At 64.0% G+C, this 13,831-nt stretch carries 17 protein-coding genes; 4 read left to right on the top strand and 13 right to left on the bottom strand.

Translation table 11 applies throughout. The annotated features are described in order from the left end of the window. The first annotated feature begins 16 nt into the window (after window positions 1–16). Window positions 17–1,537, top strand: coding sequence for an AMP-binding protein (locus AC0YKC_RS19920; protein ID WP_488512245.1), 1,521 nt, complete (start codon window positions 17–19; stop codon window positions 1,535–1,537). Between the two features lie 21 nt (window positions 1,538–1,558). Here AC0YKC_RS19920 and AC0YKC_RS19925 read toward each other — a convergent pair whose 3' ends face one another. The 6 genes from AC0YKC_RS19925 to AC0YKC_RS19950 form a co-directional block, all read right to left on the bottom strand. After that, window positions 1,559–1,771, bottom strand: coding sequence for a hypothetical protein (locus AC0YKC_RS19925; RefSeq protein ID WP_488512246.1), 213 nt, complete (start codon window positions 1,769–1,771; stop codon window positions 1,559–1,561). 42 nt (window positions 1,772–1,813) lie between these two features. Continuing rightward, on the bottom strand, window positions 1,814–2,746 hold the full coding sequence (gene era, locus AC0YKC_RS19930) for a GTPase Era (protein ID WP_488512247.1): 933 nt from the start codon (window positions 2,744–2,746) through the stop codon (window positions 1,814–1,816). Further along, window positions 2,731–3,465, bottom strand: coding sequence for a ribonuclease III (rnc, locus tag AC0YKC_RS19935; protein WP_488512275.1), 735 nt, complete (start codon window positions 3,463–3,465; stop codon window positions 2,731–2,733). Before rnc ends, era begins: the two co-directional genes overlap by 16 nt. Next, a complete protein-coding gene (gene lepB / locus AC0YKC_RS19940; protein WP_320294966.1) occupies window positions 3,452–4,201 on the bottom strand; it encodes a signal peptidase I in 750 nt (249 codons plus the stop codon). Before lepB ends, rnc begins: the two co-directional genes overlap by 14 nt. Before the next feature lie 79 nt (window positions 4,202–4,280). After that, the gene (acpS, locus tag AC0YKC_RS19945; protein WP_292315576.1) at window positions 4,281–4,694 is read right to left on the bottom strand and encodes a holo-ACP synthase; all 414 of its coding nucleotides are present in this window, start codon (window positions 4,692–4,694) and stop codon (window positions 4,281–4,283) included. Beyond that, on the bottom strand, window positions 4,691–5,278 hold the full coding sequence (locus tag AC0YKC_RS19950) for a DUF2062 domain-containing protein (protein WP_320294965.1): 588 nt from the start codon (window positions 5,276–5,278) through the stop codon (window positions 4,691–4,693). Before AC0YKC_RS19950 ends, acpS begins: the two co-directional genes overlap by 4 nt. Window positions 5,279–5,491: 213 nt before the next feature. Between AC0YKC_RS19950 and AC0YKC_RS19955 the strand changes: the two genes are divergently transcribed. Beyond that, window positions 5,492–6,007 (top strand): GNAT family N-acetyltransferase, encoded by a 516-nt coding sequence (locus tag AC0YKC_RS19955; protein ID WP_488512248.1) that lies wholly within the window; start codon window positions 5,492–5,494, stop codon window positions 6,005–6,007. On the opposite strand, the gene AC0YKC_RS19960 is transcribed toward AC0YKC_RS19955, so the two are convergent. The 4 genes from AC0YKC_RS19960 to rpoZ form a co-directional block, all read right to left on the bottom strand. Then, window positions 6,000–6,383, bottom strand: a complete 384-nt coding sequence (locus tag AC0YKC_RS19960; RefSeq protein WP_488512249.1) for a VOC family protein — start codon at window positions 6,381–6,383, stop codon at window positions 6,000–6,002. The genes AC0YKC_RS19955 and AC0YKC_RS19960 overlap by 8 nt on opposite strands. Window positions 6,384–6,458: 75 nt before the next feature. After that, window positions 6,459–7,037 carry an orotate phosphoribosyltransferase gene (gene pyrE, locus AC0YKC_RS19965; protein ID WP_320294962.1) on the bottom strand — a complete coding sequence of 193 codons (579 nt, stop codon included), beginning with the start codon at window positions 7,035–7,037 and terminating at the stop codon, window positions 6,459–6,461. 103 nt (window positions 7,038–7,140) lie between these two features. Further along, the gene (locus tag AC0YKC_RS19970; RefSeq protein WP_320294961.1) at window positions 7,141–9,372 is read right to left on the bottom strand and encodes a RelA/SpoT family protein; all 2,232 of its coding nucleotides are present in this window, start codon (window positions 9,370–9,372) and stop codon (window positions 7,141–7,143) included. A 124-nt stretch (window positions 9,373–9,496) separates the two neighbouring features. Further along, entirely contained in the window at window positions 9,497–9,898 is a 402-nt protein-coding gene (gene rpoZ, locus AC0YKC_RS19975; RefSeq protein ID WP_320294960.1) for a DNA-directed RNA polymerase subunit omega, read from the bottom strand. Between the two features lie 305 nt (window positions 9,899–10,203). Here rpoZ and AC0YKC_RS19980 point away from each other — a divergent pair, with 305 nt between their 5' ends. Together AC0YKC_RS19980 and AC0YKC_RS19985 are read left to right on the top strand one after the other, a co-directional pair. Then, window positions 10,204–10,785, top strand: coding sequence for a LabA-like NYN domain-containing protein (locus AC0YKC_RS19980; protein ID WP_488512250.1), 582 nt, complete (start codon window positions 10,204–10,206; stop codon window positions 10,783–10,785). A gap of 12 nt (window positions 10,786–10,797) precedes the next feature. After that, complete coding sequence (locus AC0YKC_RS19985; RefSeq protein ID WP_488512251.1) at window positions 10,798–11,454, top strand: uracil-DNA glycosylase; 657 nt, start codon at window positions 10,798–10,800, stop codon at window positions 11,452–11,454. On the opposite strand, the gene AC0YKC_RS19990 is transcribed toward AC0YKC_RS19985, so the two are convergent. The 3 genes from AC0YKC_RS19990 to dapA form a co-directional block, all read right to left on the bottom strand. Then, window positions 11,423–12,166, bottom strand: a complete 744-nt coding sequence (locus tag AC0YKC_RS19990; RefSeq protein ID WP_434721846.1) for a glycoside hydrolase family 25 protein — start codon at window positions 12,164–12,166, stop codon at window positions 11,423–11,425. The genes AC0YKC_RS19985 and AC0YKC_RS19990 overlap by 32 nt on opposite strands. 46 nt (window positions 12,167–12,212) lie before the next feature. After that, a complete protein-coding gene (gene smpB / locus AC0YKC_RS19995) occupies window positions 12,213–12,692 on the bottom strand; it encodes an SsrA-binding protein SmpB (RefSeq protein ID WP_127877696.1) in 480 nt (159 codons plus the stop codon). Between the two features lie 151 nt (window positions 12,693–12,843). Further along, a complete protein-coding gene (gene dapA / locus AC0YKC_RS20000) occupies window positions 12,844–13,725 on the bottom strand; it encodes a 4-hydroxy-tetrahydrodipicolinate synthase (protein WP_434721845.1) in 882 nt (293 codons plus the stop codon). Between the last annotated feature and the right edge of the window lie 106 nt (window positions 13,726–13,831).

A 13,831-nucleotide genomic window follows, 5' to 3' on the forward strand; every position in this document is an offset into this window, starting at 1 on the left:
CGGCACTGGGGAGGAGATGCCGATGCCGCACTGGACGACCCCGGATCCCGTGGCGCTTTACGCCCGGTCGCAACCCGACCGCCTTGCCTGCGTCGATCTGGCGACGGACCGCCGCTGGACCTATGCGGCGCTGGATGCGGCGATCCAGAGCGCCATCACGGTCCTGACCGACGGATACGGCCTCACGGCGGGACAGCGGATCGCAGCGATCGCGCGCAACAGCGCGGACCTTTTGATCCTGCAGCAGGCAGCCATGCGGATCGGCGCGATCTTCGTGCCGGTCAACTGGCGGCTCTCATCGGCAGAGCAGCTGGCCGTCCTCGACGATTGCGAGCCGGCCCTGCTCGTCCGCGACGAAACAGCGCCATGGCAGGCGCCGCGGCAAGGTTGCGCCACCGTCGGCGCCTTTGCTGCCGACATCGTCGCGGCACCGCCAGCGCCTCGCCGTGCCCTGCCCTCGGTCGATGCGACGTCGATCATCCTTTACACATCCGGCACGTCGGGACGCTCCAAAGGGGTCATCCTCACCGAGCGGAACGCGCTCGCAACGGCGATCAACTTCGGCGTGCTGGGGCGGGTAGGCAATCGCAGCGTCTTTCTGTGCGATACTCCGATGTTTCACGTGATCGGGCTGATCACCAGCTTGCGGCCGCCCTTGCTGCAAGGGGCGACGGTGCTGATTTCCCCCGGCTTCGATGCCGGTGTGACGAACAGGCGCCTCGCCGACCCCGAACTCGGGGTGACGCACTATTTCTGCGTGCCGCAAATGGCGAAAATGCTGAGGGAGCAAGCGGATTTCGCCCCCTCCCGCTGGACGTCGCTCACCGCGCTATTCACCGGCGGCGCGCCAAATCCGGCCGCCAACATCCGCTGGTGGCTCGATCAGGGCATCCTGATGGTCGACGGCTACGGCATGACGGAAGCAGGTACGGTTCTCGGCATGCCGATCGACCCGCAGGTGATCGCCGCGAAAGCAGGATCGGCAGGACTGGCGGCCCCCATGCTTTCGATGCGCCTTGTTGGCGCTGACGAACGCGATGTGGCACCGGGCGAGCCGGGCGAACTCTGGATCGCGGGTCCAAACGTCACCCCGGGCTATTGGAACCGCGCCAACGAGACGGCGAACGCCTTCAGCGCCGATGGCTGGTTTCGCACTGGCGATATCGGCCGCATGGACGAGGACGGTTTCGTCACCCTCATCGACCGTCGCAAGGACATGTTCATCTCAGGTGGCGAAAATGTCTACCCGGCCGAAGCAGAGGCAGCCTTGCTCGATCATCCCGACATTGCCGAGGTTGCGGTGATCGGCGTAGCCGACGCGCAGTGGGGTGAGGTCGGCCGCGCCTATGTGGTGATGAAGCCGGGCCGTCCCCTCGATGCGATGGCGCTTGCCAGCCACTGCGCCGCGCGCATCGCCCGTTACAAGGTGCCCAAGACCTTCTGTCCGTTGGACGCCCTGCCACGCACGGCCTCGGGCAAGATCCAGAAGCATGTGCTGCGGGCGCGGGAAGAAGCAGGGTCAGACGCTTTCATCTGACGCACGCCGTGCATGCTGTCCTCAAGCCCGGCGCCCGTGATCCGCCAGCACCTCGCCGATCACTTGGCGCTGCCTTTCCACCTCGGCCTGGTTGGTGTCGCCAAGATGAAATGTGCGGTTGTCCCAGCCGCCGAAAGCGACCGGGCTGACCGGCAGATGCCTCCATTCAGGGGACTGCGTATCGACCAGCCGGCGCACGAGATCGCCATCTATGGTCGGTTGCGGGTCATCCATGTCGTTATCCCAAAGCCGCTTCGCGCTTTTGGGCGACAGGCATCAATGCGGGAACTCCAGCCCCATCTCGCGGTAGCGCTCCGGGTCGTCGCCCCAGTTCTCGCGCACCTTCACGAACAGGAAGAGGTGCACCTTCTGTTCGAGGATCTCGGCGATCTCTCCCCGCGCGGCCTGGCCGATGGCGCGGATCGTCTCGCCCTTGTGGCCGAGCACGATCTTCTTCTGGCTGTCGCGCTCGACATAGATGACCTGCTCGATGCGCACCGAGCCGTCCTTCTTCTCTTCCCACTTCTCCGTCTCGATATGCGAGGAATAGGGAAGCTCCTGATGCAGTCTCAAATAGAGCTTTTCGCGCGTGATCTCGGCTGCGAGCTGGCGCATCGGCAGGTCGGAAATCTGGTCTTCCGGATAATACCAGGGACCGGGTGGAAGCGTCTCGGCGAGATAGTCGAGCAGGTCCTTGCAACCGGAACCGGTGAGCGCGGAGACCATGAAGGTGCGCTTGAACGGCACGCGTTCGTTCGCGGTCGCGGCCAGCGCAAGAAGCGTTTCCGGCTTGACGCGATCGACCTTGTTGAGGACCAGAAGCATCGGCTGCCGGACGTCCTTCAGCCGGTCGAGTATGGCATCGGCGTCGCCCTTGATGCCGCGCTCGGCATCGATCAAAAGCACGACGACATCGGCATCCTTGGCGCCGCCCCAGGCGGTCGTCACCATCGCGGTGTCCAGCCGCCGTTTCGGCTTGAAGATGCCGGGCGTGTCGACGAAGACGATCTGCGCGTTGTCATGCGTGGCGATGCCGCGCACGATGGCGCGGGTGGTCTGCACTTTGTGGGTGACGATCGACACCTTGGCGCCGACCAGTTGGTTGACCAGCGTCGACTTGCCGGCATTGGGCGCGCCGATCAGCGCGACGAAGCCGGAACGCGTCGCGGGAGCTTCAGAGGTTTCCGTTTCTGTCATGCCGCGCTCCATACGCCCTCGCGCAGCAAAAGGGTAGCCGCCGCGGCCTGCTCGGCCTCGCGCTTGGAGCGGCCGTTGCCGGTCGCGGGAGCGAAAGCGCCGACCTTGACGCTGACCGTGAACAGCGGGTCGTGGTCCGGCCCCTCGCGGCCGTCGATGCGATAGGCCGGTACGGCGCCGGCGGCCGCCTGGTGCGCCCATTCCTGCAATTCGGTCTTGGCGTCGCGGCGGGCAGCGCCGATCGCCTGCGAGCGCGGCTGCCAGTAGCGGTGGATGAACGCACGGGCAGCCTCAAGGCCACCATCCAGGTAAAGCACGGCAATCAGCGATTCCAGCGCATCGGCGCGCAGATTGGTGCGCTTGCGCCCCTCGAGGTTGCGCACGTCTGAACCGGCGCGGACGAGTTCCGGCAGGCCGATCTGTTCGGAGATTTCCGAGAGCGCCTCGGCGTTGACCAACGCGTTGAGACGCAGCGACAGCTCGCCCTCGGCGGCATCGGGAAAGGCCGCGAGCAGCATGTCGGCCACGACAAGGCCAAGAACGCGGTCGCCCAGGAATTCGAAACGCTCATAGTCGACGCCGGCATGGGTCGAACGGGCGCTGGCATGGGTCAGCGCCCGCTGCAGGCGCTGGCGGTCGGCGAAGACATGGCCGGTCCGCTCGACAAGCGCTTCGGCGAGGGCATCGGCGGTCAAACGCTTGCTGGCCGCCATCGCTCTAGTGGACGAAATGGAACAAGCGCCCGGCGCGCATCAGCGACGGCCACTTCCAGATCTCGAGCGGGCTCGCCTTGCCGGCGATCGAGAAGAAGATGAGGTTGGCGCGACCGACAAGGTTCTCGGCCGGCACATAGCCGACGGCGAAGCGGCTGTCGGACGAATTGTCGCGATTGTCGCCCATCATGAAATAGTGCCCAGCCGGCACGACGAATTCGCGCGTGTTGTCGCCGATCGAATCGGAATTGATGTCGAGCGTGTCGTAGCTGACGCCGTTCGGCAGCGTTTCACGATAGACGTCGATCGGCCGGTTTTCCTCGGTGACATCGGGATTGTCGATCTGACCGGTCTTCACGCGCGGCACGCCGACGTCGTTGATGAAAAGCTGGCCGTTCTTCACCTGGATCTTGTCGCCGGGCAGGCCGACGACGCGCTTGATGTAGTCGACCGAAGGATCCGGCGGGAACTTGAACACCACCACGTCGCCGCGCGTGGGCTCCGAGCCCCAGATACGGCCGGAGAAGAGATCGGGACCGAATGGCAGCGAGTAGCGCGAATAGCCATAAGCCCATTTGGTGACGAAGAGATAGTCGCCTTCGAGCAGCGTCGGCCGCATCGAGCCCGACGGGATGGAGAAGGGCTGGAAGAGCAGCGTGCGAATGACGAGCGCGAGCAGCAGAGCCTGGATGATGACGGAGAAGGTTTCACCAAGCCCGCCGGATTTCTTCTGCGATTTTTCAGCCACGCTCATGTCGTCCTCGATTGTGCGATGTTTGTATAGAGTCTCGGCGGGCGCTGGGCAACGTCATGCCGCTCGTGGTCAGATGGAATCAATGTGGCGCTTGTTCGGCGGGCACCGCCTCGATGATCACAAAGGCTTGAGCAAGCGGAAAATCGTCGGTGATGGTGAGATGGATGAGCGCGCGGTGGCCTTTCGGCAGGATTTTCTCCAGCCTGGCCGCGGCGCCGCCGGTCAGCGCCATTGTCGGCGCGCCGCTCGGCAGGTTGACCACGCCCATGTCGCGCCAGAACACGCCCTCGGCCATGCCGGTGCCCAACGCCTTGGCGCAGGCCTCCTTGGCGGCGAAGCGCTTGGCATAGGAGGCGGCGCGGGCGGCGCGTCTTTCCGACTTGGCCTGTTCGACCTCGGTATAGATGCGCTGGACGAAGCGCTGGCCGTGCCGCTCAAGCGATTTTTCAATGCGTCTGATGTCGATCAGGTCGCTGCCGATGCCGATGATCATTCCGCCGGCACTTCCCGTCCGCCCTGCCGCGCCTTCTTCTCCGCGCGCTCGGCCATGCGCTTCCTGCGCTGCTCGCGAAACACGGTCATGCCCCAGCGCGTGATGGCGTAGAACACCAGCCCGAAGACGAGGCCGAGCGGCACCGCGCCGATCAGCATCGGCTCCAGAACCGGGTGCCAGAGCTTCGCGAAGGAAAGCTTGTGCATCATTTCGCCCAGATGCTCGGGCGGGCCGTGCTTCGGCAGGTGCTCATGCAGGATCAGTTTGCCGGTTTCCCAGGACGCCCCCCACAAAAGCGGGAAGGTCAGCGGATTGCCGAAGAACACGGCGCCAAGTGCGGCCGCGACCAGGTTGCCGGCGATGATCCAGCACAGCACGGCGGCGACGATGAAGTGGAAACCAAGCGGGAAGAAGGAGGCAAAGACGCCCGCGGCGACGCCGGCGGCGACGGAATGCGGCGTCGCCTTCAGCCGCAGGATGCGCTTGGAGAAATACTGCACGGAACGCGAGAACGAGCGGCGCGGCCATAGATAAGTACGCACCCGCTCCAGGAGGCCATCAGGCTCTCGGCGTCGAAAAAGCACTCTCTTCCAGTTCCCGGTCCAACACGCGCTGCCCCTGCCCACCGGGACGCGCCAACATATCTTGCGCTTCGATGGCGCAGAAAGGCAACAAGACTCTGATATAGCGACGACCAGGCCGCGCAACAACGAAACGCCGCCGCGATGGTCTGCCGCAGGCTGTAACAACCACGTCATTCTGGCGAAACTGAGGAAAACAACCAGGATGCGGAGCCGATGATCACCATTCGACCGGCGCAGGCCGAGGACGCCGAGGTACTTCCGCAGATCGAGCAGTCGGCCGGGGAAGCGTTCCGCGCCATTCCCGAACTGGCATGGCTCGCCGACGGCGACAATGTCAGCGTCGAGCGGCACTGCGCGCTGATCGCCGCGGGAGCATGCTGGGTCGCCGCCGACGGGAAGGACCGGCCGGTCGGCTTCCTGAGCGCCGGGATCGAGGGCGATGTGCTGCACATCTGGGAATTGGACGTGAGCCTCGACCGGCAGGGCCAAGGCATCGGCCGCGCGCTGCTTGAACGGGCGGTCGCGGACGCCAGGTGGCGCGGACTGGCGGCGGTGACGCTGACCACGTTTCGCTCCGTTCCCTGGAACGCGCCCTTCTATCGCAAGCTCGGATTTCGCGCCCTGGAAGGCGTCGAGATCGACGGACGGCTGGCCGGCCTGCTCGCCGACGAGGCCGAGCACGGCATGCCCTCGGACCAGCGCTGCGCCATGCGGCTCGACCTCAGGTAAGCCGATACTCGCTGACCTCGACCAGATTGTCGTCGGGATCGCGGAAATAAACCGACATCATCGGGCCGCGCGCGCCGGTGCGCTCGACCGGACCGACTTCGACCGCCACGCCATTGGCTTGGAGGCTGGCCTGGACCTCGGCAAGCGGCACCGCCGCCACGAGGCAGAAATCGCCGGAACCCGGCGTCGGCGTCCTTGCCTTTGGCTCGAATGTGCGTCCGACTTCGTGCAGGTTGATTTTCTGCGGACCGAACAGAAGCGCGGTCGGCCGGTTCGGCTCATCGAGACGCCGCATGCCAAGCACCCGCCCGTAGAAGTCGCAGGCCGCTTCCACCGAGCGGACCGTCAGCACGAAATGGTCGATGCCTGTTATCATCGCGATCTCGACATACGCCGCTGGCGAGGAGATTCAAGCCGCGCGCTCAAGCGCTTGTTTTTGCACGTCACGACGTCAGATGTTGCGGCTACCAGGCTTAACGGCCGGAATGGCGGCGAGTTCCGGCGGCAAGCGGTCTGCGGGATAGGCCGGCACTTCATATTCGGCAAGCGCGATCAGCGGCACGCCGACATCGGTCTTGCCGGCGGAGCGGTCGATGATGCAAGCGGCCGCCACCACCTCGGCGCCAAGCTCGCGCAGGCAGTCGATGGTCTCGCGGATCGACAGGCCGGTGGTGACGATGTCCTCGACGATGACGACGCGCGAGCCTTCGGCGATCTCGAAGCGGCGGAGCCTGAATTCGCCGCCCTCCCGCTCGACCCAGATGGCCGGCGCGCCGAGATGACGCGAAGTTTCATAGGCCGGGATCAGGCCGCCGATCGCCGGGCCGACGACGTAGTCGATGCGTCCCGGCACCGCCTTGCGGATCTTTTGCGCGAGCGCCTTGCACAGGCGCTCGGTCTTGTCGGCATGCATGAAGACCCGCGCCTTCTGCAGGAAGACCGGACTGCGCAGGCCGGACGTCAGGATGAAATGACCTTCGAGAACGGCGCCAGCCTCGCGGAAAATGCCCAGCACTTCGTCGGTATTCATTGTTTGCTCCCCTGCTCATGGCGGGTGGTGAATGGTGAATGGTAGTGAGAGCATCTTCCATTCACTATTCACTATTCACTATTCACTATTCACTATTCACCACTCACCCATTCACACGCCGCGCATCGCTGACGCTCGAATTGTCCTTCAGCTGCGACAGCAGCCGGTTGAGATGCTTCAGGTCCCAGACCTCGAGGTCAATCAGCATCTCGGTGAAATCGGGCGCCGTGCGTATCATCGACAGCGTGTGGATGTTGGCGTCGTTGGACGCGACGACCTGAGCGATGTCGGCCAGCGAACCCGGCGCATTGATGGCGGTGACCGAGATGCGCGCCGGGAAACGTTCCTTGGTGCGTTCGTCGATATCCCAGCGCACGTCGATCCAGCGCTCGGGCTGATCGTCAAAGGCCTGCAGCGCCGGCGACTGGATCGGATAGATGGTGATGCCGGTTCCCGGCTGGATGATGCCGACGATGCGGTCGCCGGGCACCGCACCTTCCGGCGCGAAACGCACCGGCAGGTCGCCACGCACGCCGCGGATCGGCACAGCGCCATCTCGCGGCTGGTCCTTGTCCTTGCGCGCGGCCCGAGTGCCGGGCATCTGGAACAGCATGCCGGCGGCGTTGCGGATCTTCGACCAGCCCTCCTCGCGCTGCTTGGGCGGCGCGACGGTGACACGCTCGTCCTTATAGTCGGGGAAGACCGCTTTCATGACATCGGTGGAGCTCAGCTCGCCGCGACCGACCGAGGCCAACACGTCCTCGATATCCTTGCGCGCCAGCCGGTGCAGCACCGGCTTCAGGCTCTCCTTGGTGAAAGTCTTGCCGGCGCGCTCGAAGGCGCGCTCCAGGATGCGGGCGCCGAGGCCGGAATATTGCTTGCGGATCGCATTCTTGGTGGCGCGGCGGATGGCGGCCCGCGCCTTGCCGGTGACCACGACCGATTCCCAGGCGGCGGGCGGCACCTGCGCCTTGGAGCGGATGATCTCGACCTCGTCGCCATTCTTCAGTTCCGTCATCAGCGGCATGATGCGGCCATTGACCTTGGCGCCGACGCAGGTGTCGCCGACATCGGTGTGGACGGCATAGGCGAAGTCGATCGGCGTGGCGCCGCGCGGAAGCGCGATCAGCATGCCCTTGGGCGTGAAGCAGAACACCTGGTCCTGGAACAGCTCCAGCTTGGTGTTCTCGAGGAAATCCTCCGGATTGTCGCCTTCGGCCAGTTGCTCGATGGTGCGCCGCAGCCAGGCATAGGCGTTGGTTTCCCTGGAGATCGCATGGGCGGCGCCATTCATCTTGCCGCCGCTGTCCTTGTAGATCGAATGCGCGGCGACGCCATATTCGGCGATCTTGTTCATCTCCCTGGTGCGGATCTGCAATTCGACGCGCTGGCGCGACGGCCCGACGATGGTGGTGTGGATGGACCGGTAGTCGTTCTGCTTCGGCGTCGAGATGTAATCCTTGAAGCGGCCGGGCACCATCGACCAGGTGGTGTGGATGGCGCCAAGCGCGCGGTAGCAGTCGTCGACCGAATCGACGACGACGCGGAAGCCGAAGATGTCGGAGAGCTGCTCGAAGGAGAGCGCCTTGGCCTCCATCTTGCGGAACACCGACCACGGCTTCTTCTGCCGGCTCTTCACGCTCGCCTTGATAGCGTGTTTGTCGAACAGGCCCGACAGCGCCGTCTCGATCTCCTGCAGGACGCCCTTGTTGCGCTCGAAAATCTCGGCGAGCCTCGCGGTGACAGCGCGATAAGCCTCCGGATTGATGTAGCGGAAGGCGATTTCCTCCAGTTCCTCGCGCATGCCTTGCATGCCCATGCGCCCGGCCAGAGGCGCATAGATGTCCATCGTCTCCTCGGCGATGCGCAGGCGCTTGGCCTCCGGCATATGGTCGAGGGTGCGCATGTTGTGCAGGCGGTCGGCGAGCTTGACGAGCAGGACGCGGACGTCCTCGGAGATTGCGAGCAGCAGCTTGCGCAGGTTCTCCGCCTGCTCGGCCTTCTTCGAGACCAGATCGAGCTTCTTCAGCTTGGTGAGCCCCTCGACCAGCTTGCCCATCTCGGGGCCGAAGAGCTCGTCGATCTCGGCCCTGGTCGCGGTCGTGTCCTCGATCGTGTCATGCAACAACGCGACGGCAATGGTCGCCTCGTCCATATGCATGTCGGTGAGGATGGCGGCGACTTCGAGCGGATGCGAGAAATAGGGATCGCCCGAGGCGCGCTTCTGGTGGCCATGCTTCTGCATGGCATAGACGTAAGCCTTGTTGAGCAGCGCTTCGTTGACGTCAGGCTTGTAGCGCTGGACGCGCTCGACAAGCTCATACTGACGCATCATGGGCGGGATCTCGCGGTGCTGAAATGATTGATGCGCCGCACTGGTGTGCGACGCATCTCATAGATAGCCACGAAACCTAAGATACGGAAGTCCTGGATGGTTGATCCAACCGGGACAAAAGCTCTTAGTAGTCGTCGCTCTTTTCCGGCGGCACCAGACCTTCGATGCCGGCGAGCAGGTCTTCCTCGCTCATGCGGTCGAAAGTGATGTTTTCCTCGGCGTCGTCCGTGTCGGCTGCAACAGCGGTCGCGCCGGTCTGGTCGGCGATCGCCTCGCCCTCGGCTTCCGGCTCGTCGACCTCGACATGCTTCTGCAGAGAGTGGATCAGGTCTTCCTTGAGGTCGTCGGGAGAAAGCGTCTCGTCGGCGATCTCGCGCAGCGCGATGACCGGGTTCTTGTCATTGTCGCGCGGAACGGTGATCTGCGCGCCCTGGCTGATCTGGCGGGCGCGATGGCCGGCGAGCAGCACGAGTTCAAAACGGTTGTCGACCTTGTCGATGCAATCTTCAACGGTTACGCGGGCCATGGACTGCCCCTTTCATGCGATGGATTTGATGGAAAGCTGGCGCGCTCCATAACGCGGGCGCGGCCGAAATACAAGCTTTATGGCGGCGGCGTCAGCTTTGCGGGCCTTTGCCCGGCTCATCATCTCGCCACGCCATGATGCGGCTCACATAGTCGCGATCACAATTGCTTGCAATGCAGCGGCCTGCCCTTGGATATCCACAAATTGCGCGTTATCTCGGATGTGACGGCACCGAGGCCCATTTTGTCGGACCTATTCGTCAAACACTTTTAGACGACAGAAATTTTCGAAAGGGATGTTTTTCAATGTTCGATCCCCGTGAAAAGATCGCTCTTTTCATCGACGGCGCCAATCTGTACGCCACTTCCCGCGCGCTGGGCTTCGACATCGACTACCGCAAGCTCCTGTCGAGCTTCCAGAAGCGCGGCTACCTGCTGCGCGCCTACTATTACACCGCGCTGGTCGAGGATCAGGAATATTCATCGATCCGGCCGCTGATCGACTGGCTCGACTATAACGGCTTCAAGGTGGTGACGAAGCCCGCCAAGGAATTCACCGACTCGACCGGCCGCCGCAAGATCAAGGGCAATATGGACATCGAGCTCACCGTCGATGCGCTGGAGCTCGCCGATGTCGTCGACCACTATGTGATCTTTTCCGGCGACGGCGACTTCCGCACGCTGGTCGAAGCGCTGCAGCGACGCGGCCGCAAGGTGTCGATCATCTCGACCATGGCCTCGCAGCCGCCGATGATCTCCGACGACCTGCGCCGCCAGGCCGATCATTTCATCGACCTGATGACGCTGAAGAGCGAAATCGGCCGCGACCCATCCGAGCGGCCCGCGCGCCGGCCGGAGCCCGCCGAAGTCGACGAGGACGATTATTGACAGGCGGCGGCCTTGAGCGCCGCGCCCTCCCCCGAACCCAGCCATGACTGCCCGCTCTGCCCGCGGCTGCATGATTTCATCGCCGCCTGGCGCGAGCGCGAGCCCGGCTGGTTCAACGCGCCGGTGCCAACCTTCCTGCCGCCGGAGGGTGAAGATTCGGTCCGCCTGTTGATCGTCGGGCTGGCGCCCGGCCTGCGCGGGGCCAACCGCACGGGACGCCCCTTCACCGGCGACTATGCCGGCGACCTGCTCTACGGCACGATGATCGCGCACGGCTTGGCGCGCGGCGAGTTCAAGGCAAGGCCGGATGACGGGCTCGCGCTTGTCGGCACCGCCATCACCAATGCGGTGCGCTGCGTGCCGCCGGAGAACAAGCCGGTGGGCGCCGAGATCGCCACCTGCCGGACTTTTCTAAAACCGACGATCGCGCGCTTCCCCAATCTCAGCGCCATACTGACGCTGGGCTCGATCGCGCACCAGTCGACGGTGCGGGCACTCGGCGAGCGCGTCGCGGCCATTCCATTCCGCCATGGCGGCCGGCAGCAGGCCGGTGGTATCGCGCTGTTTTCGAGCTATCACTGCTCGCGATACAACACCAACACCGGCGTGCTGACGGAAGAAATGTTCGTCAATGTGTTCAAGGAGATCGCGGCGTTCCTGAAGAACTAGAGTCAGGCGCAGCGCCAAACAGTTCGCTCAGCCTCGCCGGTCCCCCCTTCAACACGTTCAGGTCTACATCGCCGTCGATGCCGTCGACGCGGCCGGTATCGAGATATTGCCAATAGACCCAATCCTCCTCTTTCGGCGGCATTGCCAGCGAGCGCAGCCAGCGTTCGCGAACCGCTATATGAGCGGAATAGGCCGGCGCCGCCTCGTCGGTGATGTAGATGATGGCCGGCTTGCCAAAGGCCGCCTCGACCGGGGCCAGGAATGCAACGAGTTCCGCGTTCAGCTCAGCGGGTGACGGGCGTCGCGGGCAATTGCCATGGAACTCGATATCGACGACCGGCGGCAAAAGCTGCTCGCCGCTCGGCACGGCCGAGATGAAGTTCTTCGCCTGGTCGGCGCCCGGGCGGCAGAAGGTGAAGAAGTGATAGGCGCCGACCGCGAGCCCGGCGGCGCGCGCCTCACGCAGATTAGTCGCAAAGGTATCATCGACATGGTCGCCGCCTTCGGTCGCCTTGATGATGGCGAAGGTCACATCGTCGGCTGCAACGCGCTGCCAGTCGATCTTGCCCTGATGGTGCGAAACGTCGACGCCTCTTATGGGGAACTTGGCACGATCCGGTGGAAAGGCGCGGGGCCGCAAAAAGCTCTCTATCCCGACCGCAAGCGCCAGAAAGACGAAAGCCAGAGCCAGGACAATCAGCCGGTTCCTCAAGCCTTGGCCCCCTGCTCGCCTTGCCTGGATCTATCACCGATAGTCTTTAACCGCGCTCCTTCAGCAGCCGGCCCTTCTCGCGCGACCAGTCGCGCTGCTTTTCGGTTTCGCGCTTGTCGTGCAGCTTCTTGCCGCGGGCAACGGCGAGCAGCAGCTTGGCGCGGCCGCGGTCGTTGAAATAGATCTTCAGCGGCACCAGCGTCATGCCTTCGCGCTCGACGCTTTGCGAGAGCTTGGCCATCTCGCGCTTGGAGACCAGCAATTTGCGGCGCCGGCGCGGCTCGTGGTTGAAGCGGTTGGCCTGCAGATATTCCGGCAGGTAGGAATTGATCAGCCAGATCTCGCCGCCTTCAGCCGAGGCGTAGCTCTCCTGGATGTTGGCCTGGCCCTGGCGCAGCGACTTGACCTCGGTGCCGGTCAGCACCAAGCCGGTCTCGATCGTGTCGAGCACCTCGTAGGAAAAGCGCGCCTTGCGGTTCTCGGCGACCGTCCTGTTGTTGGGGTCGGCTTTCTTGACTTGATTCATAACGTCCAGAGTCCGTTTCGAAACTCGCTCCTGCGAGTCAGATGATGGCGTCATCGAGAACCGGAGCGGAGCGTACATATAGTACGTGAGCACCGGAAGCGCAGGTGGCGCCTTCAGATGGCCGCAGGAGTAGAGTTTCCAAACGGGCTCGCTAATTAATCAAGCCGGCGTGCTTGAGCGCCGCGTCGATCTTTTCCGCGGTCGAAGCCTCGACCGTCACAAGCGGCGAACGCACCACGTTCTCGACCTTGCCCAGCTTCGACAACGCGTATTTCGACCCGGAAACGCCGGGCTCCATGAAGATCGCCTTGTGCAACGGCAGCAGCCGGTCCTGCAGTTCGAGCGCCTTGGCGCTGTCGCCGGAAAGCGTGGCTTCCTGGAATTCGGAACAGAGGCGCGGCGCGACATTCGAGGTGACCGAAATACAGCCGACACCGCCATGCGCGTTGAAGCCGAGCGCGGAAGCATCCTCGCCGGAAAGCTGGATGAAATCCTTGCCGCAGGTCATGCGCTGCTCGGAGACGCGCTCGACCTTGCCGGTCGCGTCCTTGACGCCGGCAATGTTCTTGAAGTCGTGGCGCAGCCTGCCCATCGTCTCCGGCGTCATGTCGATGACCGAACGCGGCGGGATGTTGTAGATGATGATCGGCAGCCTGGTCGCCCTGGCGACGGCGGCAAAATGCTCGTAGAGGCCGCGCTGGGTGGGCTTGTTGTAGTAAGGCGTGACGACAAGGGCGGCATCGGCGCCGGCCTTTTCGGCGTATTGCACCAGCCCGACGGCTTCCTCGGTGTTGTTGGAGCCCGCGCCGGCCACGACCGGCACCCTGCCCTTGGCCACCTCGATGCAGACCTTGACGACCTGGCGGTGCTCGTCATGCGACAGCGTCGGCGACTCGCCGGTGGTGCCGACGGGAACCAGACCCTTGGTGCCCTCGGCGATCTGCCATTCGACAAATGCGCGAAAGGCTTTCTCGTCGAAGCGCCCGCTCTTTTCGAACGGTGTCACGAGCGCGGTGAGCGAGCCTCTCAGCATGTCGTCCAAACTCCTTGGAACTATCGGGAACGTATCAGGTTTTAGCGTTCGGTTTATTCGCGCGCCTTCTAGCGGAAAGCGAAGCCGCGCACCATAGTCTCGACAT

The sequence above is a fragment of the Mesorhizobium sp. CNPSo 4661 genome, from assembly GCF_057784215.1.

Coding starts and splice junctions, on each gene's coding strand:
- lepB (WP_320294966.1), bottom strand. CDS start 4,201: ATGAGCGTGGCTGAAAAATCGCAGAAGAAATCCGGCGGGCTTGGTGAA.
- dapA (WP_434721845.1), bottom strand. CDS start 13,725: ATGCTGAGAGGCTCGCTCACCGCGCTCGTGACACCGTTCGAAAAGAGC.
- AC0YKC_RS19920 (WP_488512245.1), top strand. CDS start 17: ATGCCGATGCCGCACTGGACGACCCCGGATCCCGTGGCGCTTTACGCC.
- era (WP_488512247.1), bottom strand. CDS start 2,746: ATGGAGCGCGGCATGACAGAAACGGAAACCTCTGAAGCTCCCGCGACG.
- smpB (WP_127877696.1), bottom strand. CDS start 12,692: ATGAATCAAGTCAAGAAAGCCGACCCCAACAACAGGACGGTCGCCGAG.
- AC0YKC_RS19925 (WP_488512246.1), bottom strand. CDS start 1,771: ATGGATGACCCGCAACCGACCATAGATGGCGATCTCGTGCGCCGGCTG.
- pyrE (WP_320294962.1), bottom strand. CDS start 7,037: ATGAATACCGACGAAGTGCTGGGCATTTTCCGCGAGGCTGGCGCCGTT.
- rpoZ (WP_320294960.1), bottom strand. CDS start 9,898: ATGGCCCGCGTAACCGTTGAAGATTGCATCGACAAGGTCGACAACCGT.
- AC0YKC_RS19980 (WP_488512250.1), top strand. CDS start 10,204: ATGTTCGATCCCCGTGAAAAGATCGCTCTTTTCATCGACGGCGCCAAT.
- acpS (WP_292315576.1), bottom strand. CDS start 4,694: ATGATCATCGGCATCGGCAGCGACCTGATCGACATCAGACGCATTGAA.
- AC0YKC_RS19955 (WP_488512248.1), top strand. CDS start 5,492: ATGATCACCATTCGACCGGCGCAGGCCGAGGACGCCGAGGTACTTCCG.
- AC0YKC_RS19970 (WP_320294961.1), bottom strand. CDS start 9,372: ATGATGCGTCAGTATGAGCTTGTCGAGCGCGTCCAGCGCTACAAGCCT.
- AC0YKC_RS19960 (WP_488512249.1), bottom strand. CDS start 6,383: ATGATAACAGGCATCGACCATTTCGTGCTGACGGTCCGCTCGGTGGAA.